Source organism: Paenibacillus sp. FSL R5-0623 (genome assembly GCF_037974265.1).
In the GTDB taxonomy this organism is placed as follows: domain Bacteria; phylum Bacillota; class Bacilli; order Paenibacillales; family Paenibacillaceae; genus Paenibacillus.
The window spans coordinates 5,302,447-5,328,655 of sequence record NZ_CP150233.1; the positions used below are offsets into that span (position 1 = coordinate 5,302,447).

Below are 26,209 nucleotides of genomic sequence, written 5' to 3' on the forward strand. Positions count from 1 at the left end.
TGGCAGACGCGGCTTCACAATAAGATGTTTAGTTAGATTCTTTAGCTACTGTTTTTGGCTTATCCACTTGTTTACCTTTGAGCGTGAACCATAATGGAGCGGCGATATAGATTGAAGAATAGGCACCAAAGAATGTTCCGATCACCATCGCCAGAGAGAACATACGAATAGACTCTCCGCCAAAAATAAACAAACAGAGTGAAGCAATAAATACAGTAAATGTTGTATTCAGCGAGCGCGTCATCGTTTGGGCTAAACTCCGGTTGACCACTTCACGCAGATCAGCTTTCGTTGATTTTTTGGCGAAACGCAGATTCTCCCGAATCCGGTCAAAAATAACGATGGTATCGTTAATCGAGAATCCGACAATGGTTAGTACCGCCGTAATAAAGGTCAGATTCACTTCAAGACGGAATATAGAAAATACACTTATAACTACGAAAGCATCATGGAATATGGAAACAACCGCTGCCAAAGCGAATCGCCATTCGAATCGAATCGCAACATAGATCATGATTCCGATACTGGCAATCAGTACCGCATAGATCGCATTACGCTCAAGCTCTTTGGCCATCTCTGGATCAACGGTATTCACTTCATAGGAAGCCGTCTCATCCAGGTTGCTAAATTCTTGCTTGAATTTGCTTTCTTGGTTTTCATCCAGTACGTTCGAGAATCGAACATTAACCCGATCAGATCCAGTCGTGATCTGAACTTCCTTTGTGTCAACACCCAGTTCATTCACGATTGGATTGATTTGCTCCGCTGTGATGGCTTTGGATACGGTGATATCCACATTTGATCCTGAACGGAAATCAACGGCGTAGTTCAATCCAAGTGAGAGCAAACTGATAATCCCTACTACAGTCAAAATGATCGAGAATGTATAGGCAATTTTACTTCCTTTAATATAATCAAAATTCCAATTAAAGCGCACGAATTTCACTCTCCTTCACTCCGAAGTACTTAGGCTTCTTCAACACGTTAGCCCGTACGAGCAGGGTCAACAGGAAGCGGGAGAAGAAAATATTCGTGATAATGCTGGTGACAATATCAAAAATCAGCACGAGTGCAAACCCTTTAACCGCACCTGTACCTAGGAAGAACATAACAGCGGCTGCAATAATGGTTGTGACATTGGAGTCAATGATTGTACGGAAGGAATGTTTACCACCCGCTTTAACCGATGACAAGATCGACTTACCACTGCGCATCTCTTCCTTGATCCGTTCGTACGTGATGATATTGGCATCCACCGCCATCCCTATACCCAGGATAAACGCCGCAATACCTGGAAGGGTAAGCACAAATTCTCCTAAATAGAAGATTGCAAGTACCAGCCACGTATGTGTAATCAAGGCAAAACTCGCGATAATACCAGGAATGCGATAAAGCCCAATCATGAACACTAGAATAATAACGGAACCAATCAATCCCGCTTTAATGGTCTGATCCAGAGAAAGCTTACCAAGTGTTGCACCAACACTTTGTGAATACTTCTCTGTAAGTTTCAGTGGCAATGCACCCAGGTTAATGGTGTCACGAAGCTGGTTTGCTTCGTCACGTGTGTAAGCACCCGAAATCTGAGCGGAACCATCTGTTAACTGTTGTCTAACGGTTGGAGCAGAGAGCAACTCATCGTCCAAATAAATGGCGAGAGGTTGTCCGATCAAACGTTTGGTAATCTCGGAAAATTTTGCTTTGTCTTTCACTTGAATGTCAATCATAGGCTCATTCAATTGAGTGAACACAACTTTGGCTGCATTCTCAACAAATTCATTTCCGCGAAGCTCAATTTTGGTGTATTCGCCTTCCTTGTCGTTCTCAGCTTTACTACGGAAGGTCAGAACAGCCGGTTCTTTCATTTTGGCTCTAACTTCAGCCTCATCCGTAACCCCTGCCAACTTCAATCGAATCCGGTTGCTTCCTTCAGTGGTTACCTCCGGTTCGCTTGTTCCGAGCGCATTGGCGCGGCTTTCAAGGCTTTTGGCCGTTTGCACCAAAGATGCTTTGGTGACTTGTTGACCTGCTTCGAGCGGCTCTGCTTCATATAAGATCTCGTAGCCTCCCTTTAAATCAAGGCCCAAGCGTATATTTTTGAGCAGTTCCGGGCTTGTTCCCACCATTACCCCTGTGGTGACAAGCACGACCAGAATGAAACTGATAATTCTTTTCATGCCGTTCCTAGATCCCCTTTCGTTCTCAATATTCCTATTATAGCGATGCCGTAAAAAGCAGTCAATTTTCAACAAAAAAGATCCCTTTCGTCTAGAAAGAGGACCCCCGGTATGCAGACACGGTCATAAAGTTCATAAAGCTTGTTGCTTTCAGTGACAAAATGTCGTTCACCAGCTGGTGAAGCGGTGGAATGCCCTGTTTTTCATATTTATGACTGACGCAAATCCAGACATCTTTACTGGTGACATATTCGTAACCGACAAGCCTTAATTCCTCCGCTTTGCTACGGCAGAGCATCTCTATTGACTGTTCCAACTCCACATCATTCATTTCTTCCAACGGGGAGCCTCCCTTCGTACATCCAAGCCTTTAAGCGGCATCAATATTACATGATTCGACTTCGCCTGATCATATTCCTTCTTGCTGATTATGGTTCTTTTTGTTAATCGTGTCCAAGTTGTCATGAGAAGATAAAGGACTGGCATAGGATGAAGAACAACGGCTTTGTCCCGTTTATGTTGATAGCCTGTACTTTCAACCGGGAAAGAGGGGTAGTCTTGAAGAAACAGACATTTATCCAGGGGGCCATGATCCTGCTCGCGGCAGGCATAATTAATCGAATACTTGGTTTCATTCCGCGCATTGCGCTGCCACGAGTCATTGGTGCAGAAGGTGTTGGCATCTACCAATTGAGCTATCCCTTTTTTATTGTACTGGTGACATTAATTACGGGTGGTATTCCGCTCGCTGTAGCCAAGCTCGTAGCGGAAGCTGATACCGGTGCCAATCGTTATTCCCCCCAGCGAATCCTGCAAGTAAGCTTAAGCTTTACGTTGACCCTGGGTGTTGTATTCATGTTTTTGTGCATCCTATTTGCACCCTGGGTTACCAAGTACGTGCTCACAGATGAGCGGGTGTACCATACGTTCGTTAGTATGAGCCCCATGATTGCCATTATCGCCGTATCTGCTGTCTACAGAGGGTATTTCCAAGGTAAGCAAAACATGATGCCTACTGCCATTTCATCCATTGTTGAAACCATCATTCGTATCGTCTGTGTCATTTGGTTTGCCTGGCTTCTCCTCCCCCACGGTATTGCCCAAGCTGCTGCTGGTGCCATGCTGGGCGCACTCGTTGGAGAATTCGGCGGTATGCTTGTACTCTTGTGGAAGTATAACAGGCAGAAGAAAGAGTTACCGCTAGCCAAACATCAGAACATGCCCAATCTCACAACCAAACCTTCAGCCAAGCCTTTAAATTCAATACCTTCAGTTACGAAAGAAACGGGTACTCCACAGCCGGGATTAATCCGGCGTTTGCTTGCAATCTCTATTCCTGTTACAGCAGGCCGATTGGTTGGCTCCTTATCCTATCTGGCCGAAACTATTGTTACTGCCCAGAGTCTGGCTCTGGCAGGCATATCCAAGGGACTTGCTACAGCACAATATGGTGCATTACAAGGTATGATTATTCCTTTGTTGCTGTTGCCGGGGGCACTAACCTCATCGCTCGCGACATCACTTGTGCCTTCACTGTCCGAAGCTTCTGCCCAGGGAGATCGCGCACTCATTCACAAACGAATGCATCAGGCATTACGCTTGGCACTTGTGACAGGTGCTCCATTTTCTGTATTTATGTATGTGCTTGCCGAACCGATGTGTCTTGTTCTGTATAATGATGCATCGATCGGAAGCATGCTGAAGCTAATGGCTCCTTTTGCTTTGTTCATTTATATTCAAGCTCCTCTTCAAGCTGCGTTACAAGCTCTTGACCGTCCAGGTAAAGCATTGCTAAATACGTTTATCGGTGCTGTTATCAAAATTACGTTGATTCTAACGCTTGCGTCCCGGCCTGAATATGGCATCTTCGGTGCAGTCATCGCCATCTGTGTGAATTCTACGGTAGTTACCCTGTTACATGCCCAAAGCGTACGTAGCCTGCTACAGTTCCGCTTCAAAATGATGGATTGGGTCAAGACGGGTGCAGGAATGTTTATCATGGGAGCAGCGACCCTACTCGTATACGAAGAGACTGCCATGATATTGCCTTTTTGGGTGAGGATGCTTCTCGCTCCTTTTGTCGGGCTTATCGTGTATTTCATCGTCATGGGCTGGACCAAAATGATTGACTTTCATGATCTGTCCCGTGCTCCTTTGATTGGTTCATGGTTCAAGCGCCGCTCAGGCAAATGATTTTCATTTTTTATCATCTTTTGGACTGACATATATCTTCCCATTGTGGTCAATGGAGCATATAAATACATCTTTGAAATCCATAATTCCGTTCTGTTGAATTTGATTTTTCAGCCAAAATCTCGTTTTCTGAATGATCTCCAGATTCTGATCCTGGACCTTTCCGTCCATAATTAAGGGTAGTGGCAGACCTTCATATTTAATATTTGGAAATTTGATATTTGGAGATCCGTCAATCTGGTTTTTTCCCGTTTTGGATTTACTGGAAGAAGAATCTTCTGAGTCAGAACCGGAAGAATTGCTGTCCTTAGAAGTATTCTCATCCTTGGGAAACACGGTCAGCTTGCCTGTGGTCTCCAAAATAGCGAAATCAACCTCACCAATACTGTCTACATTCTGTTCACGGAGTTGTTGCAATAGATCATCCAGATTATATCGTTGCTTCCGCATCTCATCCCGGTGAAGAACGCCTTTGGAGATCAAAACAGTAGGTTTGCCATCAATTATCAGGCGAAGACGCCGACTTTTAAGACCTATAAAGGCCATTCCGATCTGTACAATGATCAAAGTAAGCATGGGGGCAATCCCGTGAGAGAGCGGTTTATCAATATCTTCAATGACAAAAGCAGCCATTTCAGCAAGCATAATGGACACGACAAGATCAAACATGGATAGCTTACCTATCTCACGTTTACCCATAACCCTCATTGCACAGTACACCAGAAAGTACATGAGAATGGTTCGAAAGATATGTGATCCGACATCTGGGAAGTTCACAACAGGGGTCCTCCTTCGAAACTGAGTTTTTAACAGTTAGCTGGATAGTGCAATCCCTATTTTGACCTGAACCTTACATGCTCATGCAGAAATAATCCGTTCATTTAATGGAAAACAGTTCATAAGTCCAAAGGCTTGACCATACACTGTATTAACTTATAACTTGTACAAGGGGGTTGCTTCATGCAATTGATCCGCCGCTTGGTTTCGTTTCGAGTGTCCAATCCGATTCTGTCAGGCCTCTGTCAGGCTTTTGTATGGATGTTTATCGGGGCATTAATTCTCTCCTTGTTTCTCTGGATGAGCGGAATGCGGGAACAGGACCTCTCGTTGTATACCTATGTTGTTCATGGCTTGTCATTATTGGTCGGTGGTTTTGTCGCAGGCAAACGCTCTGGTGAAAAAGGATGGTACTACGGAGGGATTACCGGAATTGTATATGGACTCCTTGTGCTATTGATCGGTTTTCTCGCGCTGGATGCTTCGTTTAATTGGAAAGATAGTTTACAACTGCTTAGCGCGTTCTTCATTTCAGCTCTCGGTGGCATGTTCGGTGTTAATACGCATCGCTCCTAACTGACTGGTAAAGAACATCGACCTTCCCTCATAAATCAAAAAAGAGAACCGGGTCTCCAAGGAGATCCGGTTCTCTACTAGGGAATACGCCACAAACGCACCCTCGTTATTCTATGTTACAGTAACTATTCAACAGCCGTATCACGAGCTACAGCCGTGCTGATTGCATTACGGTCAAATGTAAGCTTAGTTACATCGTTTACACGCAATACAACCACATCATCCGTAATCTCGGCGATCGTACCGTGAAGGCCACCAATCGTTACAATTTTATCGCCTTTTTTCAATTGGCTCAGCATGGAATTCCGTTGCTTTTGCTTTTTGTTCTGTGGACGAATCATCAAGAAGTAGAAAATCGCAACCATGAGTACCAAAGGTACGATCAAAGATACAATTCCACCGCCTGCTCCCGCTCCTGTTAAAGGCATTCCCTGAAACATTCAAAACTCCCCCTTATCGACTATACGTTCAGATATTGCTTGTTACGCCGGTTTCCTCAAAAACTCAATCAGAAACCTTTGTCATTGTCATGAAGACCATATTGATCGAAAAATTCATCCCGGAAATCAAGCAAACGATCTTCCATAATGGCTTTACGTACATTACGCATCAAATTCTGCAAGAAATGAAGATTATGGATCGTTGTCAAACGCAGGCCAAATGTTTCATCTGCTTTGATCAAATGACGCAGATAAGCTCTGGAATAGTTGCGACAAGTGTAGCAATCACATTCAGGATCTAATGGTCCAAAATCGGTTGCAAACTTGGCATTACGAATTACCAGACGTCCTTGACTGGTCATCGTTGTTCCGTTACGGGCAATCCGAGTAGGCAGAACACAATCGAACATGTCCACTCCACGAATAGATCCCTCAATCAACGCATCGGGCGAACCTACCCCCATCAAATAACGTGGTTTATTGGACGGCAACAAAGGTAACGTATAATCCAATACACCATACATCAAATGTTTCGGTTCTCCAACACTCAGTCCACCAATAGCATACCCCGGGAAATCCATGGAAGTCAAATCTGCGGCGCTCTGACGGCGAAGATCTTCATGCATGCCTCCCTGTACGATGGCAAACAGACCTTGGTCATGCGGACGAGCGTGACTTTCGAGACAACGTTCTGCCCAGCGGCTTGTTCTTTCGAGTGATTTTTTGACATATTCATATTCAGCTGGATACGGTGGGCATTCGTCAAACGCCATCATAATATCGGAGCCAAGTGCATTCTGGATTTCCATCGCTACTTCAGGAGAAAGGAACTTTTTGTCTCCATTCAGATGAGAACGGAAGTTAACGCCTTCTTCCGTAATCTTGCGCATCTCGCTGAGGGAAAACACTTGGAATCCGCCGCTGTCCGTCAGAATTGGACGATCCCAGTTCATGAATTTGTGCAATCCGCCAGCTTCACGGATGATTTCATGTCCTGGTCTCAGAAACAGGTGATAGGTATTACTCAAAATAATCTGAGCATCCATTTCTTTCAACTCTTCAGGGCTCATTGTTTTGACAGTCGCCTGTGTACCTACAGGCATAAAGGTTGGTGTCTCAATAATACCGTGAGGTGTATGTACACGTCCCAGACGTGCACCAGATTGTTTGCAAGTTTTGATATGTTCATACGTAATTGCTGCCATTGGTTTTAATCATCCTCTAAAAGTTAATCGTTATACCGTTATATTAATATATCAACATGGCATCGCCGAAGCTGAAGAACCGGTATTGCTCTTCGATGGCTTCCTCATATGCCTGCATAATATGTTCCCTGCCTGCTAGTGCACTAACCAACATAACCAACGTGGATTTCGGGAGATGAAAATTCGTAAGCATCCCATCGATCACTTTGAAGGAATAGCCTGGGTAGATGAAAATGCTGGTCCATCCGCTGCTCGCTTGCAGTATGCCATTTTCAAATTTGCTGCCTACCGTTTCCAAAGTCCGGCAGCTCGTTGTCCCAACCGCAAAAACACGGTGTCCATTCTCTTTGGTCTGGTTAATCAGATCTGCCGTTTCTTGTGACAAAGAGTAATACTCCTCATGCATGACATGATCTTCAACAACGTCAACCGACATCGGTCTGAATGTTCCCAGTCCTACATGAAGCGTAATGAAGGCCACATTAACACCTTTCGCACGAATCTGATCCAACAACTCATCCGTAAAATGTAATCCTGCTGTTGGTGCAGCCGCCGATCCTTCATGCTTGGCATACACGGTCTGATACCGTTCGCGGTCATCCAATGTCTCCTTGATATAAGGTGGCAACGGCATCTCGCCCAGACGATCCAGAATCTCCTGGAAGATTCCATCATACGTAAACGTAAGTGTACGTGCCCCCATCTCGCCCTCTTCTTCAATGATTGCCTTGAGTTCCTCACCAAATACGATGACTGAACCGGCTTTCAGCTTTTTACCCGGCTTAACCAGTGCTTCCCACTTGTCACCTTCCACATTTTTGAGCAATAACACTTCCGCTTTTGCTCCGGTATCTTCTTTTGTACCGAACAGACGGGCTGGTAGAACACGTGTATCATTCAGAATCAATGTATCGCCCGGATTCAGAAAATCGATGATATCAGGAAACGTTTGATGATTAATCTCACCGCTATCTTTGTTCAAGGTAAGCAAACGGGATGCCGTGCGATCAAGCAACGGCGTCTGTGCTATCAACTGCTCTGGTAATTCAAAATCATATAAGTTCACATTCATTTAGTTTCATTCCTTAACAATAGTCGCATTTTGATAATAGTGTTTCAATATTGCCTGGTAATCATACCCTTCATCTGCCATGCCTTTGGCTCCCCATTGGGACAAGCCCAAACCGTGGCCATTGCCCTGACCGATAATCATGAAGGTCTGACCCTGCGTTACCGCTCTCGCTTGACCATCACCACTCATAACCACAAGTGCATTACCGGACGATGTTCCTGCGCCAGAAGAAGACAATACAGAGGCACCATTTGAGCCAGTTTTACTGGCTGTTTTGCCGTCAGCGCCTAATACAGTATAACTTCCGGTCCCTGCAATATCAAATAAAGTGCTTGGTAATCCACCGAGCGCAGAGCGGTATGTATCGGCATATTTCACCGTCATAGCCTGTCCGTTGGCAGTGACTTCAAGTGCTCTTCCGGAAGGTCCACGCTTGGTCACTTCCAAGGTTGAGATTGAAGCAGGAACCGATGCTGTCGTTTTACCCTGAAGAGATTTAACCAACTGGGCAGACGTGAAAGGTCCTCTCACCCAAGCATAATCATTGGATTGAGCCACTTTTGCCAGCACAACAGCTTCGTTACCTGGATTCATTTTGGCTACAGGTTCAACGGTGGATTGAATTAACGGAATGGCACGCACATTGGTATTCTGAGCCGTTACCGTCACTTTTGCCAGTCCTGCATTGGTCTTGGTCGTTAATTCTTTGATGTTGTCCTCACGTATGTACCCGCTAACGCCTGAACTGAGCAGCACATGGTACCACGTATGTAATCCTGCCTGGGCTGATGTATCCCCCGAGCTAACTACATTGGTGAAAACACCTGCTCCACCGTTCCATACCTCAGAAGGATGAGCCGTCTGGCCACCCGCATTGGAGGAGAACACAGCTTCGATGATTTTCCCACCGCTCTTGACCACTTCTCCAGCCGTCGCATCCACTGCGCTGGTTACTTTATCGTTCTCCGAACCAATCCCGTTATAGGCTTGGCTGAGTGTTGTATCCACGACATTTGCAATTTTGAAACGATCACCCTGTTGAAGCGCGTAGGACCGAGCCGCTACGGCTTGAACTTTCAGAGCTTCAGCAGGCCAGGATGAATACACCTCTGCCCCTACGACAGAGTACAGGTATTGCTCCAGTGGAACGACGTTAACCAACGCCAGATCACCACTTACGATGCTGATTTCCATATCTCCACGATACGTTCGCTGGGAACGTTCCACTACTTTGATCCCATTGCCATTCCCTTGTACCAATGCTTTGGATTCAGTACCTGCAATGGTGTAATGCGGAGCTGTTTTCAGTGCATCCGTACTTAATCCCGCATCCTGACGGATGATGAGCCCTGCACTATTGTTGACAGGTGAAAGGCTCACCCCTGGAGCTTTGGCTTCCACACTGTTCTTCAATGCGGTTAATTCCGCATCCGTTGAAGCTTCACCCACCCATACCGCATAGGCTTGGCTTCCTCCACTCAGTTGAAGGACTGGATAGACACTACTAACTCCTGCTGATAAAAGGTTGGCTTGTGCTGCCTCTGCTTCCTGAATCGAACCATAGGTTCCAGCAGACAGGCGTTTACTTCCCGTTACAGCTGGCTTTTGACCAGCCAATTGAGCTGCTGCTACCTTTTGTACTCGTGTAACTGCTTGTCCAGCCAGTGCCTCCGTTGCATAGTTGCCTGTGTAGAGCTGGTAAATGGTATTTCCATTCACAGACGTTGTGAACAGCAACGGTTTATCCGCGGTTGCCTGCAACAGTTTTGCTGCTGCAGATGCTGTCTTGAAATCCGCTGTCTCCAACACTTTCACTCGAAATCCGTCTGCGCTGAAACGGACCTGCCCTGCAGGAAGGCTTACATTTGCGCCGCTCTCCGATTGGATGCTCCATTGTCCTGTAGATTCAAGCGTAATGAGTGGTGTAGTTGATTTATACGTACTGCCCAGATTCGCAAACATGGCTACACGGATCGTCTGTCCATCATTTCCTGCTGCATATGCAGGCACTTGAAGACAACCTACTGTCAAAAGAGCTGCCGCCAGTACCTTCAATCGACGACTCCACTTCTTCGTTCGTATTGCTTTTCCCACAATCAGACTCCTCTCCATGCATTTTCTTCACTTTATATCGGGTTAACACGTGATTATTTCAATGTTTATGATAAATGTTTAATAGATTCGATTATTTACCGTCTCTTGGTGGAACAGGCAGACCCAAATGATGATAGGCGAGATCTGTTACGATCCTGCCCCTTGGTGTACGCTGAATCATACCAATCTGAAGCAGATACGGTTCATAGACATCCTCTATCGTCTGACTTTCTTCACCAATCGTAGCAGCAATGGTATCCAACCCTACCGGACCTCCCCGGAAGCTGTTGATCATCGATTTGAGCATCTTGTGATCAATCTCATCCAGACCACGCGGATCAATCTGGAGACGTTGCAGTGCTTCTTCCGCCAGTGTCTGCGTAATAATCCCATCACCACGCACCTGTGCAAAGTCGCGTACTCGTTTTAACAAACGGTTGGCGATCCTCGGTGTCCCACGTGAGCGCAATGCAATCTCTTGCGCAGCATCTCCCACAATCTCCACACCCAAAATTTCAGTAGAGCGTGAGACGATATAAGCCAGCTCGTCAACCGTATAGAATTCCAAGCGACTGATAACACCAAATCGGTCTCGAAGTGGAGCAGACAGCAAGCCAGCACGCGTTGTAGCCCCAATCAGAGTGAATGGCGGCAGATCCAGCCGAACGGAACGTGCACTTGGACCTTTACCAATCATAATATCCAATGCCGAATCTTCCATAGCGGGGTACATGACTTCTTCAACCGTACGATGCAAACGATGAATCTCATCAATAAACAGAACATCACCTTCCTGCAGATTGGTTAACAATGCTGCAAGATCACCCGGGCGTTCAATAGCCGGGCCTGACGTAGTTCGTAAATTAACACCCAATTCGTTGGCAATAATGTTGGCAAGTGTTGTTTTACCCAGTCCAGGTGGTCCATATAACAAAACGTGATCCAATGCCTCATTACGAAATTTGGCAGCTTCAATATATATCTTTAAATTTTCCTTCACCTGATTCTGCCCGATATATTCATTCAAATACCGGGGACGAAGACTCAACTCAACATTTTGGTCCTCCATCATCAGGTTCGCGGAAATAATCCGATCATCCATGTTCATCCCTACCTTTTTTTGCAGGCTACAGCTATATTATAATATGCAATTTGTATTATCCCGTAAACAGCATTTGCAGCGCCTTTTTCATCAACACATCAACGGAATCTGCTGTAGTAACATCCTTTTTCAATTTGAGCCATACTTTATCAAGCTCACTGTCAGTATACCCAAGTGCCTTGAGACCTTCACGTGCCTCATCCCAGGCTGAACCACTTCCCGACTCTTCCGATGGAGGAGCGAACAACCCTGTTGCATACGCTGCCGCGCCAAAACTATCCAGCTTATCCTTGAGATCCAGAATCATGCGTTGTGCAGTCTTCTTGCCGATGCCTGGCAATTTGGTCAAGAACGTAAGATTCTCCTGGTAAATCGCCGTAACCACATGTTCTGGTGTACCTCCAGCGAGTATGCCCAGAGCTACTTTTGGACCGATACCGGATACTTCAATCAGTTTACGGAACAAACGTTGCTCATCCCGTGTCACAAATCCAAACAGCAACATCGCATCCTCACGCACATGATGGTGAGTGTACACGGTAATTTCGCCTTCTTGCTTCGCAAACGCAAATGGATTTGGACAGAAAACGCGATACCCCACACCATGAACATCCAGCACAATATAATCATTCTCTACATGAATGAACTGTCCTCTTAGAAAATCAATCATTTTCGCAATACCTCATTCAACTTGGAATTTAATGTATAAGAGTGTGCATGGCACACGGCTACAGCCAATGCATCCGCTACGTCATCCGGCTTAGGAACGACCTGAAGACGCAAAAACATTTTGACCATCTCCTGTACTTGCTTCTTCTCCGCTTTACCGTACCCGACAACAGCCTGCTTAATCTGCATTGGCGTATACTCTGCAATAGGCAAACCCTTCTGTGCGGCAGCAAGAACCATGACGCCTCTAGCCTGACTGACAGACATCGCTGTTGTAACGTTCCGATTGAAAAAAAGTTTCTCCAGCGCTACTGCGTCCGGTTTGTATTTATCAATCAATTGCACCATACCTTCATATACATGAAGCAACCGTTCCTCTTCAGGGGTATGAGCTTCCGTCTGAATACATCCGTATTGTACGGGTACCACCTTACTGCCGATTTTATCCACAAAACCAAAACCAACAATCGCAATCCCCGGGTCAATTCCCAAAAAACGCAAAACCATCTCTCCCTCACAAAAGCGAACATATGTATCGTTCATTTCATTATAACAAAAGATAGACCCTGCGGCAGGAAAAACTTTGTCTAACTGATTACTCGTCTTTATTCGTGAATTTTTTACATGTTTATACGTATTTTCATGTATTTCAGTTCAAACGACAAAAAGGACATCTCTTCGATGTCCTTCATCATATTCCACATATTTTTGGGTCTATCGCTTGGTTCCCTAAACCACCCATGTTATTGCTATTGCCATCATCGTTTCAGTACGTAACAATCTTAATACTGTAGGTGAGGACGTTTGGATTACCCGCCATTACGGATTAAATGATGATCTTCATCTACCGCATAGTCACTGAACGTAGAGATCACGCTATCATACTCATCCTTGTCCTGAATCCGAATACCCTGTTGCAATTGCTCCAGCACCCCTTCAGGCAAAGAACTCTCCAATGTCCCAACATCCAATTGAAAGAACGTACGAATAACCTTCTCTTCTGCAGGCTTACCCTCGTACAAATTAAGGTTCCCTACAGCATCTATGCTGATATAAGCCTGCTGTTTACAAAGCGGTGAAAGGTCATCTACACGTTGCTTCAAATGCAACTCATCTGATGTTCCAACGGTAGCATCCCATTCCGGATGTTGAGCTAGTAACATCTTCAACTGCAGTCTAGCCATCTTGCCTAACTGCTCTGTCTCCACTCCGCAGATGTACTGTGTTTCCAAAACCACACTTGTTAAATGATCCGGATCAGAATCAAGTTGCTCTACTAACGCCTGAATCTCCTGTTCAGATCTTGTTTCCTGCGTAACAGGGCCCATCACACTGGTTGCCTCACTAAAATTAGTTGTCAGCAAACGCTCTATCGCCGATGAGATAGACAACCCGCTGTAAGCCAATATCGTAACTGCAAGCAGAGCCGCCGTCATCCATACTGTTCGTTTCCACCGTCTCCAGCGTCTCTTGAATTGTTTTCTGAAGTTAAACGTGTTCACATGAACCCCTTCTATCACTTTTTAAACCTATTGTGACCTAAAGATTGAGGCTTTATGCACAATTAACTTGTAGTCTGAAGAAGGAACACACATGTGTTAGGTTAGAGAATTTGTCATAGTGAATATCGAACCTGCATTTATAGAATCTTATATAGATAAATATAAAAAAACACTATCTAATTATAGATAGTGTTTTTAGAGATCGGGATGACACGATTTGAACATGCGACCCCCTGGTCCCAAACCAGGTGCTCTACCAAGCTGAGCTACATCCCGTTATATATACCGGCGAGAGGACTCGAACCTCCACGGTTTCCCACTCGATTTTGAGTCGAGCGCGTCTGCCATTCCGCCACGCCGGCAAATTTGAAGTTATAATGGCGCGCCCTGAGAGATTCGAACTCCCGGCCTTTTGATTCGTAGTCAAACGCTCTATCCAGCTGAGCTAAGGGCGCAAATATTGGAGCGGAAGACGGGAATCGAACCCGCGACCCTCGCCTTGGCAAGGCGATGCTCTACCGCTGAGCCACTTCCGCACACGGTATTATTAATATAAAAATGGCGGAACCGACGGGATTCGAACCCGCGATCTCCTGCGTGACAGGCAGGCATGTTAGGCCAACTACACCACGGTTCCAGATCACTTTCTCAAAGGAAAGTATAATTGCGGGGGCAGGATTTGAACCTGCGGCCTTCGGGTTATGAGCCCGACGAGCTACCGGGCTGCTCCACCCCGCGTCGTTATAAAGTTTATATGGTGGAGGCTGAGGGGATCGAACCCCCGACCCTCTGCTTGTAAGGCAGATGCTCTCCCAGCTGAGCTAAGCCTCCATATTATGACCCGTAGGGGATTCGAACCCCTGTTACCTCCGTGAAAGGGAGGTGTCTTAACCCCTTGACCAACGGGCCTTAATGGCTCCCCGAACAGGGCTCGAACCTGTGACAACTCGATTAACAGTCGAGTGCTCTACCAACTGAGCTATCAGGGAATATATGCATTTGCAGTGCAAATGCAATTCATCGTACAACATCAACATGCAGAGCCTGTTTTCTATGTATGATGAAAGAGTTCGCTTGGCGGCGTCCTACTCTCCCAGGACCCTGCGGTCCAAGTACCATCGGCGCTAGAGGGCTTAACGGTCGTGTTCGGGATGGGTACGTGTGGAACCCCTCCGCCATCGCCACCAAACGCGTAGCTTACATTTCAGAGTGTTGTTCTCTGAAAACTAGATTCGAAACGAAACATGCGAATTATCACTTGCTATTGGATAAGCCCTCGACCGATTAGTACTGGTCAGCTCCATGCATTGCTGCACTTCCACCCCCAGCCTATCTACCTCGTCGTCTTCAAGGGGTCTTACATACTGGGAAATCTCATCTTGAGGGGGGCTTCACGCTTAGATGCTTTCAGCGTTTATCCCGTCCGTACATAGCTACCCAGCGGTGCTCCTGGCGGAACAACTGGTACACCAGCGGTACGTCCATCCCGGTCCTCTCGTACTAAGGACAGCTCCTCTCAAATTTCCTACGCCCACGACAGATAGGGACCGAACTGTCTCACGACGTTCTGAACCCAGCTCGCGTACCGCTTTAATGGGCGAACAGCCCAACCCTTGGGACCTACTTCAGCCCCAGGATGCGATGAGCCGACATCGAGGTGCCAAACCTCCCCGTCGATGTGGACTCTTGGGGGAGATAAGCCTGTTATCCCCAGGGTAGCTTTTATCCGTTGAGCGATGGCCCTTCCATGCGGTACCACCGGATCACTAAGCCCGACTTTCGTCCCTGCTCGACTTGTAGGTCTCGCAGTCAAGCTCCCTTATGCCTTTGCACTCTTCGAATGATTTCCAACCATTCTGAGGGAACCTTTGGGCGCCTCCGTTACTCTTTAGGAGGCGACCGCCCCAGTCAAACTGCCCACCTGACACTGTCCCCGCACCGGATTACGGTACCAGGTTAGAACCTAGATACGATCAGGGTGGTATCCCAACGTTGCCTCCACACAAGCTGGCGCTCATGCTTCAAAGGCTCCCACCTATCCTGTACAGATCGTACCCAAATTCAATATCAAGCTGCAGTAAAGCTCCATGGGGTCTTTCCGTCTTGTCGCGGGTAACCTGCATCTTCACAGGTATTAAAATTTCACCGGATCTCTCGTTGAGACAGCGCCCAAGTCGTTACGCCATTCGTGCGGGTCAGAATTTACCTGACAAGGAATTTCGCTACCTTAGGACCGTTATAGTTACGGCCGCCGTTTACTGGGGCTTCGGTTCACAGCTTCGGGATTACTCCCTAACCACTCCCCTTAACCTTCCAGCACCGGGCAGGCGTCAGCCCGTATACTTCGCCTTACGGCTTCGCACAGACCTGTGTTTTTGCTAAACAGTCGCTTGGGCCTTTTCACTGCGGCCCCCTCGTGCTATTCACACTACCGGGGCACCCCTTCTCCCGAAGTTACGGGGTCATTTTGCCGAGTTCCTTAACGAGAGTTCTTCCGCGCGCCTTAGAATACTCTTCTCGCCTACCTGTGTCGGTTTGCGGTACGGGCACCATCACCTGGCTAGAGGCTTTTCTTGGCAGTGTGAGATCATGACCTTCGCTACTATAATTTTCGCTCCCCATCACAGCTCAGCCTTACAATGTGCGGATTTGCCTACACATCAGCCTTACTGCTTAGACGGACATCCATCAGTCCGCGTCACTACCCTACTGCGTCCCCCCATTGCTCATAACGGCTTACGGTGGTACAGGAATTTCGACCTGTTGTCCTTCGACTACGCCTTTCGGCCTCGCCTTAGGTCCCGACTTACCCTGAGCGGACGAGCCTTCCTCAGGAACCCTTAGGCTTTCGGCGGATCAGATTCTCACTGATCTTTTCGTTACTCATACCGGCATTCTCACTTGTATAATGTCCAGCGCTCCTTACGGTACACCTTCAACCCTTATACAACGCTCCCCTACCCCTGATGCAAAGCATCAAGCCATAGCTTCGGTGGTGTGTTTAGCCCCGTTACATTTTCGGCGCAGAGTCACTCGACCAGTGAGCTATTACGCACTCTTTCAATGGTGGCTGCTTCTAAGCCAACATCCTGGTTGTCTGTGCAACTCCACATCCTTTCCCACTTAACACACACTTGGGGACCTTAGCTGATGGTCTGGGCTGTTTCCCTTTTGACAATGGATCTTAGCACTCACTGTCTGACTCCCGGAAGTAAGTCTATGGCATTCGGAGTTTGACTGAGCTTGGTAACCCTTGCGGGCCCCGCACCCAATCAGTGCTCTACCTCCACGACTCTGTTTTCCGAGGCTAGCCCTAAAGCTATTTCGGGGAGAACCAGCTATCTCCGAGTTCGATTGGAATTTCTCCGCTACCCCCACCTCATCCCCGCATTTTTCAACATGCGTGGGTTCGGGCCTCCAGTGCGTGTTACCGCACCTTCACCCTGGACAGGGGTAGATCACCCGGTTTCGGGTCTACGTCCACGTACTACATCGCCCTATTCAGACTCGCTTTCGCTGCGGCTCCGGCTCTTCACCTTAACCTTGCACGGGAACGTAACTCGCCGGTTCATTCTACAAAAGGCACGCCATCACCCCTAAAACGGGCTCTGACTTTTTGTAAGCACACGGTTTCAGGTTCTATTTCACTCCCCTTCCGGGGTGCTTTTCACCTTTCCCTCACGGTACTGCTTCACTATCGGTCGCTAGGAAGTATTTAGCCTTGGCAGATGGTCCTGCCGGATTCATACGGGGTTTCACGTGCCCCGCACTACTCGGGATCCGTCTCGGAGGGAACAGACTTTCAACTACAGGGCTTTTACCTTCTTTGGCGGGCCTTTCCAGACCTCTTCGCTTAACCGGTTCCTTTGTAACTCCATGTGAGACGTCCCACAACCCCAAAGAGCAAGCTCTCTGGTTTGGGCTTCTCCGCGTTCGCTCGCCGCTACTGACGGAATCACTATTGTTTTCTCTTCCTCAGGGTACTTAGATGTTTCAGTTCCCCTGGTATGCCTCACACTAACCTATGTATTCAGTTAGGTGTAACTGGAAATTACCCCAGCTGGGTTTCCCCATTCGGACACCCCCGGATCAAAGCTTGCTTACAGCTCCCCGAGGCAGTTTCGTTGTTCGCCACGTCCTTCATCGGCTCCTAGCGCCTAGGCATCCTCCGTGTGCTCTTAGTAGCTTAACCATTTTGTTCCGGTTTCGGTCGTTCGCTTCCCTTGTTTTGCTTGCGCAAAGCCAAAAGTCGCTCTCACCCGATACCATCACAAAAGCAATTTAACTACCTTTATACACTTGACTTGTTTGCACAAGTTTAGCTTAAAGGAATGTTCTAATTCGCGTTTGTTTCGTTTCGATATCTAGTTTTCAAAGAACAAGCTCCATGCAAAAGCAAGCTGTTTGAGAGTTTGAGCTCTCAAAACTGAGCAACGAGTGAGTGTTTTGCAGCTAAGCTGCATATTTGAATGTTTCCACTCGGGAAACGATTCTCCATAGAAAGGAGGTGATCCAGCCGCACCTTCCGATACGGCTACCTTGTTACGACTTCACCCCAATCATCTATCCCACCTTCGGCGGCTGGCTCCTTGCGGTTACCCCACCGACTTCGGGTGTTATAAACTCTCGTGGTGTGACGGGCGGTGTGTACAAGACCCGGGAACGTATTCACCGCGGCATGCTGATCCGCGATTACTAGCAATTCCGACTTCATGCAGGCGAGTTGCAGCCTGCAATCCGAACTGAGACCGGCTTTGTTGGGATTGGCTCCATCTCGCGATTTCGCAGCCCGTTGTACCGGCCATTGTAGTACGTGTGTAGCCCAGGTCATAAGGGGCATGATGATTTGACGTCATCCCCACCTTCCTCCGGTTTGTCACCGGCAGTCTATCTAGAGTGCCCACCCGAAGTGCTGGCAACTAAATATAAGGGTTGCGCTCGTTGCGGGACTTAACCCAACATCTCACGACACGAGCTGACGACAACCATGCACCACCTGTCTCCTCTGTCCCGAAGGAAAGGTACATCTCTGTACCGGTCAGAGGGATGTCAAGACCTGGTAAGGTTCTTCGCGTTGCTTCGAATTAAACCACATACTCCACTGCTTGTGCGGGTCCCCGTCAATTCCTTTGAGTTTCAGTCTTGCGACCGTACTCCCCAGGCGGAGTGCTTAATGTGTTAACTTCGGCACCAAGGGTATCGAAACCCCTAACACCTAGCACTCATCGTTTACGGCGTGGACTACCAGGGTATCTAATCCTGTTTGCTCCCCACGCTTTCGCGCCTCAGCGTCAGTTACAGCCCAGAGAGTCGCCTTCGCCACTGGTGTTCCTCCACATATCTACGCATTTCACCGCTACACGTGGAATTCCACTCTCCTCTTCTGCACTCAAGTCACCCAGTTTCCAGTGCGATCCGGGGTTGAGCCCCGGGATTAAACACCAGACTTAAATGACCGCCTGCGCGCGCTTTACGCCCAATAATTCCGGACAACGCTTGCCCCCTACGTATTACCGCGGCTGCTGGCACGTAGTTAGCCGGGGCTTTCTTCTCAGGTACCGTCACCTTGAGAGCAGTTACTCTCCCAAGCGTTCTTCCCTGGCAACAGAGCTTTACGATCCGAAAACCTTCATCACTCACGCGGCATTGCTCCGTCAGGCTTTCGCCCATTGCGGAAGATTCCCTACTGCTGCCTCCCGTAGGAGTCTGGGCCGTGTCTCAGTCCCAGTGTGGCCGATCACCCTCTCAGGTCGGCTACGCATCGTCGCCTTGGTGAGCCGTTACCCCACCAACTAGCTAATGCGCCGCAGGCCCATCCCCAAGTGACAGATTGCTCCGTCTTTCCAGTTTCCTTCAGGCGAAGAAAACAATTATTCGGTATTAGCTACCGTTTCCGGTAGTTGTCCCAAACTTGAGGGCAGGTTGCCTACGTGTTACTCACCCGTCCGCCGCTAACCATCAGAGAAGCAAGCTTCTCTTCAAGTCCGCTCGACTTGCATGTATTAGGCATGCCGCCAGCGTTCGTCCTGAGCCAGGATCAAACTCTCCAATAAAGTATTGAAAAGAGCGATAAGCTCATTTTGAATCTGACGAGATTAAAAATCTCATTTGTGCTCCAGTCGATCCAAGCCAAGGCTTGTCTCAACTTTTGCGTTCATTCTGCAAGCAGAATGTTTACTCACTCGTTGTTCAGTTTTCAAAGATCAAACTTATTTTTGTTATTCCTTGTGTTTCCTGTGTCAACCGTGTGTTTCAGCGGCGACTTAAATAATATATCATACGGCTGAATGTAATGCAACAGTTTTTTCATTTCTTTTCTTTAGTAGTTTTGCATTAGCTAAAGCTACCATATCCGTTCCCTATCTTGTCCTATCATAATAGGTTACGCTCATAGGGTACAAATATTTTAACACATTTATGAAAGGGTTTACAACAACTTCTCAATAAAATGCTCTTTATCATTACCAGAACAACTATATCTCCGTAATGCAAAACTCAATGTTTATTAAGAAAAGCGGGAAGCCTCTCTCCATTACAGAGCAGACTTCCCACTAAATAAAACATGCACCTGACTTTTTCATCAATCGCAATCCGCGCTAGGTTAGTTTTGTATCCATGGATTACGACGCTTTTTATCAGATTTCCGTTGGTTGGAAGGAGCTGCACCCTCTCTGGATGTTTTCCCGGACACGGATACCTTGGATTTATTCTTCAGAGGAGCCTTGGTTGTTCTGCGTTTTGCAGCGGCCGGCTTATTCCCTGCTTGCTTGGACTTCCCTTCCGAATCTGATCCAACCTCTTCAATTGCTACCTGACTTAAGTTAGCGTCTTCACGCCCCCCTTTTTTACCACCCTTTCCTTGCTCATGAGGAGGATACATTTCACCAAATGCTCCAAGCGGAGACGGCGGAACCATGTTCTGAGTAGGGTACGGATTCTGATAAGCATACTCAATAGGCTGGTTTGGCATCGTTGATGTGGACATTTCAGGTGGCATACCGTACGAAGGACCATACATATTCCAAGCCGGATCCTGATAACCATGAGAAGGATAAGTATACTGAGGCATATGTGTATGTGAGCCACATCCGCATGGAGGGTACGGAAGCATTGAGTATGGAGATATGAAAGGCGGCTGATGATTCATATGACCAGGTGCTGCATACGTCGGGAATGGACTATTCACTGCGCCAGCTGGCGCAATCGGAAATGAGTTGTTTTGCATTGCTGCGGAAAGATTCGGCATAACGTTATTGTGGTTATAACCCTGTTCCGCGCTAGTCCACGGACTGTTTGGCAGATCACTGCTACCATAAGGACTAACTTCCGGAATCCCTGGAAACGACGTATTGTTACTCGCTCCTGCCGTGTACATGTCTTGCTGCGCACCATACACCTCTTGTGCAGGAACCGGGATTTGAACATAAGGGTGTTCGGCTGGCGCATGATGCAACTTATTACCACAACCACAAGGCTTTTTCGTTGCTGGTGCAACCTCAGTTGGAGACTTTGTATTAGGCATTACAGGCAAAGGCATAATTTCAGGCGAAAGATTAGGCATTGTGTATTTCTTGGATTCTGCTACCGGTTTTACATGAACTTCGGGTTTAACCTCTTCTTTTTTGTGCGTTTCCTTTTCCGGCTTCACTTCAGGAAGCTCTGGTAACTGCGGCAGTACCTCCAGTTCCGGCATTACATTCGGCATTACCGGATTGGCAGGTGGTGGAGCAGGCGCCGGGACCGGAACAGGCACCTCTGCTACCGGAGCAGGGGGAGTTGGCGTAACTGGAGCCGGGGGCTCCGGTTCTTTGACTCCCGTATATTCCTTACCTTCAGATGATAACTTTTCATGAGCAGCAATGTTGCCGGCACCCGAATTAGAAGTGCTGTTTCCTTGTGCGTGCATAGATGGAATATAAACTGTCTCCCCCACCAGCAGAGCATTCGGATTTTTCAACTGCGGATTGGCATTGATCATATCTTTTAAAGGAACTCCCCAGGCTTGTGCCAACTTCCATAACGAATCACCTTGCTGCACCTTGTGACTGTGGAGCACACCCTCCGGCTTCGGTGTTACTGGCTCTGCAGGGATTTTGACCTTCATGCCAATATCCAGCTTGTCGGGATTTGTGATTTGCGGATTAGCCGCGATCAATTTGTCCAGCGCTACATTGTATTTTTGGGACAGCAGATATAATGTGTCGCCTTTTTTCACCATGTGTATTTTCACAGGGAACTAACCTCCTAGACGTCATACTTGGGCAGTACATTCGCCCATACCGTTACTACATCCTATGCAGAAACCGGGCTAATGACATCAACTAAACAAAAAAAATCCTCCTGTCTCCAAAATCCCCATACACCAGTATGCAGAATTTTATCGGACAAGGAGGATTCCTGTTCCATATGTTATGCAATTCTAACTTAAGATTCCCAAACTTTATATCCATCTTTGTCAACAATCTGACGGAATGCTTCCAGCAGTCTCAGCGTTACCGGACCTGCTACCCCCGTGCCAATCGTTCTTCCATCCACTTCATATGCAGCGATAACTTCTGCAGCTGTCCCGGTGAAAAAGACTTCGTCTGCGATATACACATCATGCAGGGTGAATGGCACTTCTTTTAATTCAAGCTCCAGTTCGCCACATAGATCGATAATCGCTTGACGTGTAATCCCTTCAAGTGCTCCGAGATAACAAGGCGGCGTGTACACTACACCATTTTTGATGATGAAGATGTTATCACTTGAACCCTCAGTAACGTAACCTTGGGAGTTCAGCATGATTGCTTCACCAGCACCTGAATAGTTAGACTGGATTTTAACCAGGATGTTATTCAGATAGTTCAACGATTTAATTTTCGGATTCAATGCGTCCGGGATGTTCCGGCGTTGGGATACCGACACGGCTTTCAATCCAGTAAGATACGCTTCCTCGGGATAGATCGCCAATTGCTCCACGATGATGATTACGGATGCCTTAGGGCAACGTAACGGGTCCAACCCCAGATTACCAGGGCCGCGCGATACAATAAGACGAATATAACCATTACGCATATCATTGCGGCGCACCGTTTCAGCCATGACTTCCAGCATCTCATCAATGGACAGCGGAATGTTCAAACTGATGGATTTCGCCGAATCATACAAACGATCCAAGTGGGCCTTACATCTGAAAATATTTCCATTATAGATCCGAATACCTTCGAAAATCCCGTCTCCATACAAAAATCCATGATCATATACCGAAACGGTTGCGTTCTCCTTGGTCACATACTGACCATCCAAATAGATCCATTGTTCTGCCACCGATGACTGCACCTCCATAAAATATCCATTCACTGTACTCCGAAACGTTATTAACCCGTCCATTGTACACCAAAATGACAAACCCTTACTTGTCCACCTACCCAGAATTATGACAACCTTCCAACAATCACAACCACCATCAGGTCAATTATCTCGAAGGATATGTATAACAAGGATAGCTACCCAGAACGCGCACCTGACAATTCAATGCTTCAATCTCTGCCATGGCTGCGGTAAGCAATACCGAATCGACTGTTTCCACAACATCAATGTAAAAATAGTAACTGCCCAATCGTTTCTTCGTTGGACGAGATTCGAGACGGGTCAAGTTCAGCTTCCGCCATGCAAAAGCTGATAATACCTGATGCAACGCACCCGGTGCATCTTCTGGCAATGTCACCAGCAAGCTGGTTTTTACATGATCCGGTTCACGTGGAATGTTCACAGGTTCATGGCCGATGAGCACAAAACGGGTGTAGTTGTTGTCATGATCTGTAACCTTTTCAGCCATAATATCCAGACCATGCTTCTGAGCAGCAAGCTTGGTACCGATCGCCACCCAGCCCTTACCCGGATTTTTTTTCACAATTTCTACAGCTTCGGCTGTACTGTTCACACCTTCAAGGTCCGCCCCAGGCGAATGCAGCCGAATAAAATTCTGACACTGCGGAATAGCCACAGGGTGAGACATGATCTTGGTAATTCTACCGAAATCATACTCGCCACTCTCTGCCTTAAATTCCGAGCCATGTCCAATAACATTCTGGATGGATGGGTATACCCACTCTGCTTGCATCGGAATATCTACTTCATTCACAAGCCAGTCCATATGAAGACTAACGGAGCCTTCAATGGTATTTTCAATCGGAATGACACTGTATTGCGCAATCCCGCTATCCGTTGCTCTAAACACATCCGAAATCAGCTTGGAATGAAGCAAATCTAATGGTTCTCCGTTGAAAAGGAAATCAATTGCCTCATGAGAGACTGAGCCTTCAGGTAATACTGCAATTCGTTTCATGCATTAACTTCCCCTTTGATTCTGTCCAGAAAAGGACGTTCGTCTTGATCAGGCAGCACGGTTACACCGTCCAAATCCGGATCGAGCCACAGTGCAGAAGCAGATATGCCCTCCCGCTCCATAGTGTCCAGCAAATATTGTTCCAATCCCGCTTTTCGGGTGTCATGACGATCTACCAAAGTCAATACAGTCGGTCCAGCTCCGCTCAGGGCAGCTCCCAACGCTCCATGATCAACAGCATGTTCCAATATCTCAGCCATGCCTGGCACCAATGATGCCCGATATGGTTGGTGAATTCGATCTGACATCGCCTTTTGAATCATATCCAGTCGTCCACTCGCCAAAGCGGCAACGAGCAGTGAGGATCTGCTAATGTTATGCACCACATCAGACATGCCAAATTGCTCTGGAATTACATTCCTTGCTTTTGAAGTAGACAGCTGGAATTCAGGTACAATAACCAAAGCCTGCAGATCCTGGTGTGGTTCAATACGTATATGATCTACCTGTTGACCATTCCATGCAGCCGTAATAATACCGCCATACAGAGATGCTCCAACATTATCAGGATGCTTCTCGAGGGATGTGGCCATATCCAGAAGCTTCGCATCGGATAAAGGAGCACCAATTAATGCATTCGCTGCTGCCAATGCACCAACGATGGCTGATGCACTGCTCCCGAGTCCCCGCGTAAGCGGAATATCCGAATACATGGAAATCTCCAATTCAGGGACGGATACCCCAGCTTCATTGAATACCATCTGTGCCACTTCGTAAATCAAATTCGATTTATCTGTTGGCAGGCCTGTCAAATGATTGCCGTGAAGATGAAATGTTGTCTGCTCGGCAGGTTTCATTTCCAACCAGGCATACAAAGACAATGCCATGCCCAGGGTATCAAACCCCGGACCGAGATTGGCTGTGCTTGCAGGTATTTTTACGGTTACCTTTTCACGCAAACTCATACAGATTGCTGCTCCAGTTGTGCAATGGCCGCCATTACCGCTTCTTCCGTATCTTCAACAACAAGTGGCTCAGTCGCTACTGTTTTGATCGCAATATTAGGATCTTTCAGGCCATTACCTGTCAGTACACAAACTACAGTCTCTCCGCCTTTAAAGTACCCTTCACTCTTCAGTTTGTATACACCGGCAAGGGAAGCCGCAGAAGCAGGTTCAGCAAAAATTCCTTCCCGAGAAGCAAGTGTTCGATACGCTGTCAGGATTTGTTCATCCGTTACATAGTTGATCTGTCCACCAGATTCCTCAGCTGCAGCTACCGCCGTTTTCCAGCTCGCCGGATTACCGATTCGAATTGCTGTTGCTACCGTTTCAGGTTCAAGGATCGGCTCACCTTTGACAATGGCCATCGCACCTTCTGCTTCGAAACCAACCATACGTGGAAGCGTGCTGGACTTGCCTGCCTCTTTATATTCTTTGAAACCTTTCCAATAAGCCGAGATATTACCCGCATTACCGACTGGAATAGCCAGAACGTCAGGCGCTTCGCCAAGTTGTTCAATGACTTCAAACGCTGCTGTCTTCTGTCCTTCAATCCGGAACGGATTCACAGAGTTTACAAGCGTGATCGGATGTTTGGCTGTGATCTCACGCACAATCTCCAGTGCACGGTCAAAGTTACCATTAATCGCGATCACCTTAGCTCCATAGATCATGGCTTGGGCCAGTTTACCCAGTGCAATGTTGTTATTCGGGATCAGTACGATACAATTGAGGCCACCACGTGCGGCGTAGGCCGCTGCAGCTGCTGACGTATTACCTGTGGATGCACACATGATCGTACGGCTGCCCTCTTCCATAGCTTTGGCAACAGCCATAACCATACCGCGGTCTTTGAAAGATCCCGTAGGGTTCAAACCTTCGTATTTGAAGTAAACATTCAAACCGAGTTCCTCAGACAGATTCTCTGCATGAATCAACGGTGTATTTCCTTCCTGAAGCGTAAGCAGGGGTGTATTTTCATTAACTGGAAGGTGCTCTCTGTACGTTTGCAAAAGTCCTTGATATCTCATTGTGGGTAAACTCCTTTATGTTTTAATAATCTGAAATGAT

Annotated in this window: 19 protein-coding genes, 9 tRNA genes and 3 rRNA genes; 2 read left to right on the plus strand and 29 right to left on the minus strand. The window is 47.2% G+C overall.

Features of this window, described 5'->3' with window-relative positions:
* Positions 1 to 28 precede the first annotated feature (28 nt).
* The 3 genes from secF to MKY92_RS23295 form a co-directional block, all read right to left on the minus strand.
* Positions 29 to 937: a protein translocase subunit SecF gene (gene secF / locus MKY92_RS23285; protein WP_339297819.1), complete on the minus strand. Its 909-nt coding sequence runs from the start codon at positions 935 to 937 to the stop codon at positions 29 to 31.
* Positions 927 to 2,177 (minus strand): protein translocase subunit SecD, encoded by a 1,251-nt coding sequence (gene secD, locus MKY92_RS23290; RefSeq protein WP_091020478.1) that lies wholly within the window; start codon positions 2,175 to 2,177, stop codon positions 927 to 929. Before secD ends, secF begins: the two co-directional genes overlap by 11 nt.
* A 91-nt stretch (positions 2,178 to 2,268) precedes the next feature.
* Positions 2,269 to 2,508, minus strand: coding sequence for a post-transcriptional regulator (locus tag MKY92_RS23295; protein WP_221824798.1), 240 nt, complete (start codon positions 2,506 to 2,508; stop codon positions 2,269 to 2,271).
* A 227-nt stretch (positions 2,509 to 2,735) separates the two neighbouring features.
* Between MKY92_RS23295 and spoVB the strand changes: the two genes are divergently transcribed.
* Positions 2,736 to 4,370: a stage V sporulation protein B gene (gene spoVB / locus MKY92_RS23300; protein ID WP_339297820.1), complete on the plus strand. Its 1,635-nt coding sequence runs from the start codon at positions 2,736 to 2,738 to the stop codon at positions 4,368 to 4,370.
* Positions 4,371 to 4,373: 3 nt separating this feature from the next.
* Here spoVB and MKY92_RS23305 read toward each other — a convergent pair whose 3' ends face one another.
* Positions 4,374 to 5,147, minus strand: a complete 774-nt coding sequence (locus MKY92_RS23305; RefSeq protein WP_339297821.1) for a DUF421 domain-containing protein — start codon at positions 5,145 to 5,147, stop codon at positions 4,374 to 4,376.
* Positions 5,148 to 5,330: 183 nt separating this feature from the next.
* Between MKY92_RS23305 and MKY92_RS23310 the strand changes: the two genes are divergently transcribed.
* The gene (locus tag MKY92_RS23310) at positions 5,331 to 5,723 is read left to right on the plus strand and encodes a TIGR04086 family membrane protein (RefSeq protein ID WP_017686772.1); all 393 of its coding nucleotides are present in this window, start codon (positions 5,331 to 5,333) and stop codon (positions 5,721 to 5,723) included.
* A 125-nt stretch (positions 5,724 to 5,848) separates the two neighbouring features.
* Here the strand turns inward: MKY92_RS23310 and yajC are convergent, their stop codons facing one another.
* From yajC to thrC, 25 genes are all read right to left on the minus strand, one after another.
* A complete protein-coding gene (gene yajC, locus MKY92_RS23315; protein WP_339297822.1) occupies positions 5,849 to 6,163 on the minus strand; it encodes a preprotein translocase subunit YajC in 315 nt (104 codons plus the stop codon).
* A gap of 68 nt (positions 6,164 to 6,231) precedes the next feature.
* Positions 6,232 to 7,368: a tRNA guanosine(34) transglycosylase Tgt gene (gene tgt / locus MKY92_RS23320; protein WP_017686770.1), complete on the minus strand. Its 1,137-nt coding sequence runs from the start codon at positions 7,366 to 7,368 to the stop codon at positions 6,232 to 6,234.
* Between the two features lie 43 nt (positions 7,369 to 7,411).
* Positions 7,412 to 8,440, minus strand: a complete 1,029-nt coding sequence (queA, locus tag MKY92_RS23325; RefSeq protein WP_339297823.1) for a tRNA preQ1(34) S-adenosylmethionine ribosyltransferase-isomerase QueA — start codon at positions 8,438 to 8,440, stop codon at positions 7,412 to 7,414.
* A 6-nt stretch (positions 8,441 to 8,446) separates the two neighbouring features.
* A complete protein-coding gene (locus MKY92_RS23330; protein ID WP_339297824.1) occupies positions 8,447 to 10,534 on the minus strand; it encodes a SpoIID/LytB domain-containing protein in 2,088 nt (695 codons plus the stop codon).
* A 91-nt stretch (positions 10,535 to 10,625) separates the two neighbouring features.
* A complete protein-coding gene (gene ruvB, locus MKY92_RS23335; RefSeq protein ID WP_091020485.1) occupies positions 10,626 to 11,636 on the minus strand; it encodes a Holliday junction branch migration DNA helicase RuvB in 1,011 nt (336 codons plus the stop codon).
* A 55-nt stretch (positions 11,637 to 11,691) separates the two neighbouring features.
* Positions 11,692 to 12,306, minus strand: coding sequence for a Holliday junction branch migration protein RuvA (gene ruvA, locus MKY92_RS23340; protein ID WP_036616866.1), 615 nt, complete (start codon positions 12,304 to 12,306; stop codon positions 11,692 to 11,694).
* Positions 12,303 to 12,806, minus strand: a complete 504-nt coding sequence (gene ruvC, locus MKY92_RS23345) for a crossover junction endodeoxyribonuclease RuvC (RefSeq protein ID WP_017686765.1) — start codon at positions 12,804 to 12,806, stop codon at positions 12,303 to 12,305. The genes ruvA and ruvC overlap by 4 nt, the downstream gene beginning before the upstream one ends.
* Positions 12,807 to 13,114: 308 nt before the next feature.
* Positions 13,115 to 13,807, minus strand: coding sequence for a BofC C-terminal domain-containing protein (locus MKY92_RS23350; protein ID WP_339297825.1), 693 nt, complete (start codon positions 13,805 to 13,807; stop codon positions 13,115 to 13,117).
* A 202-nt stretch (positions 13,808 to 14,009) separates the two neighbouring features.
* Positions 14,010 to 14,083 (minus strand) — tRNA-Pro (locus tag MKY92_RS23355).
* 7 nt (positions 14,084 to 14,090) lie between these two features.
* Positions 14,091 to 14,169, minus strand: a tRNA-Leu gene (locus MKY92_RS23360).
* A gap of 16 nt (positions 14,170 to 14,185) precedes the next feature.
* Positions 14,186 to 14,262: transfer RNA gene (locus tag MKY92_RS23365), tRNA-Arg, on the minus strand.
* Between the two features lie 6 nt (positions 14,263 to 14,268).
* Positions 14,269 to 14,343, minus strand: a tRNA-Gly gene (locus tag MKY92_RS23370).
* 23 nt (positions 14,344 to 14,366) lie between these two features.
* Positions 14,367 to 14,444 (minus strand) — tRNA-Asp (locus MKY92_RS23375).
* A 27-nt stretch (positions 14,445 to 14,471) separates the two neighbouring features.
* A tRNA-Met gene (locus MKY92_RS23380) sits at positions 14,472 to 14,545 on the minus strand.
* Between the two features lie 17 nt (positions 14,546 to 14,562).
* Positions 14,563 to 14,638: transfer RNA gene (locus MKY92_RS23385), tRNA-Val, on the minus strand.
* Between the two features lie 6 nt (positions 14,639 to 14,644).
* Positions 14,645 to 14,716: transfer RNA gene (locus MKY92_RS23390), tRNA-Glu, on the minus strand.
* A gap of 4 nt (positions 14,717 to 14,720) precedes the next feature.
* Positions 14,721 to 14,796 (minus strand) — tRNA-Asn (locus MKY92_RS23395).
* An 83-nt stretch (positions 14,797 to 14,879) separates the two neighbouring features.
* Positions 14,880 to 14,996 (minus strand): 5S ribosomal RNA (gene rrf, locus MKY92_RS23400).
* Positions 14,997 to 15,071: 75 nt separating this feature from the next.
* A 23S ribosomal RNA gene (locus MKY92_RS23405) occupies positions 15,072 to 17,999 on the minus strand.
* A 308-nt stretch (positions 18,000 to 18,307) separates the two neighbouring features.
* Positions 18,308 to 19,860 (minus strand): 16S ribosomal RNA (locus tag MKY92_RS23410).
* The 16S, 23S and 5S rRNA genes sit together here with 9 tRNA genes alongside, the layout of an rRNA operon.
* A gap of 548 nt (positions 19,861 to 20,408) precedes the next feature.
* Positions 20,409 to 22,037: a LysM peptidoglycan-binding domain-containing protein gene (locus tag MKY92_RS23415; RefSeq protein WP_339297826.1), complete on the minus strand. Its 1,629-nt coding sequence runs from the start codon at positions 22,035 to 22,037 to the stop codon at positions 20,409 to 20,411.
* A gap of 194 nt (positions 22,038 to 22,231) precedes the next feature.
* Complete coding sequence (ilvE, locus tag MKY92_RS23420; RefSeq protein ID WP_017692630.1) at positions 22,232 to 23,116, minus strand: branched-chain-amino-acid transaminase; 885 nt, start codon at positions 23,114 to 23,116, stop codon at positions 22,232 to 22,234.
* A 148-nt stretch (positions 23,117 to 23,264) separates the two neighbouring features.
* The gene (gene pheA, locus MKY92_RS23425; protein ID WP_339297827.1) at positions 23,265 to 24,137 is read right to left on the minus strand and encodes a prephenate dehydratase; all 873 of its coding nucleotides are present in this window, start codon (positions 24,135 to 24,137) and stop codon (positions 23,265 to 23,267) included.
* The gene (gene thrB, locus MKY92_RS23430; protein WP_339297828.1) at positions 24,134 to 25,102 is read right to left on the minus strand and encodes a homoserine kinase; all 969 of its coding nucleotides are present in this window, start codon (positions 25,100 to 25,102) and stop codon (positions 24,134 to 24,136) included. The genes pheA and thrB overlap by 4 nt, the downstream gene beginning before the upstream one ends.
* Positions 25,099 to 26,169, minus strand: coding sequence for a threonine synthase (gene thrC, locus MKY92_RS23435; RefSeq protein WP_036673546.1), 1,071 nt, complete (start codon positions 26,167 to 26,169; stop codon positions 25,099 to 25,101). The genes thrB and thrC overlap by 4 nt, the downstream gene beginning before the upstream one ends.
* Between the last annotated feature and the right edge of the window lie 40 nt (positions 26,170 to 26,209).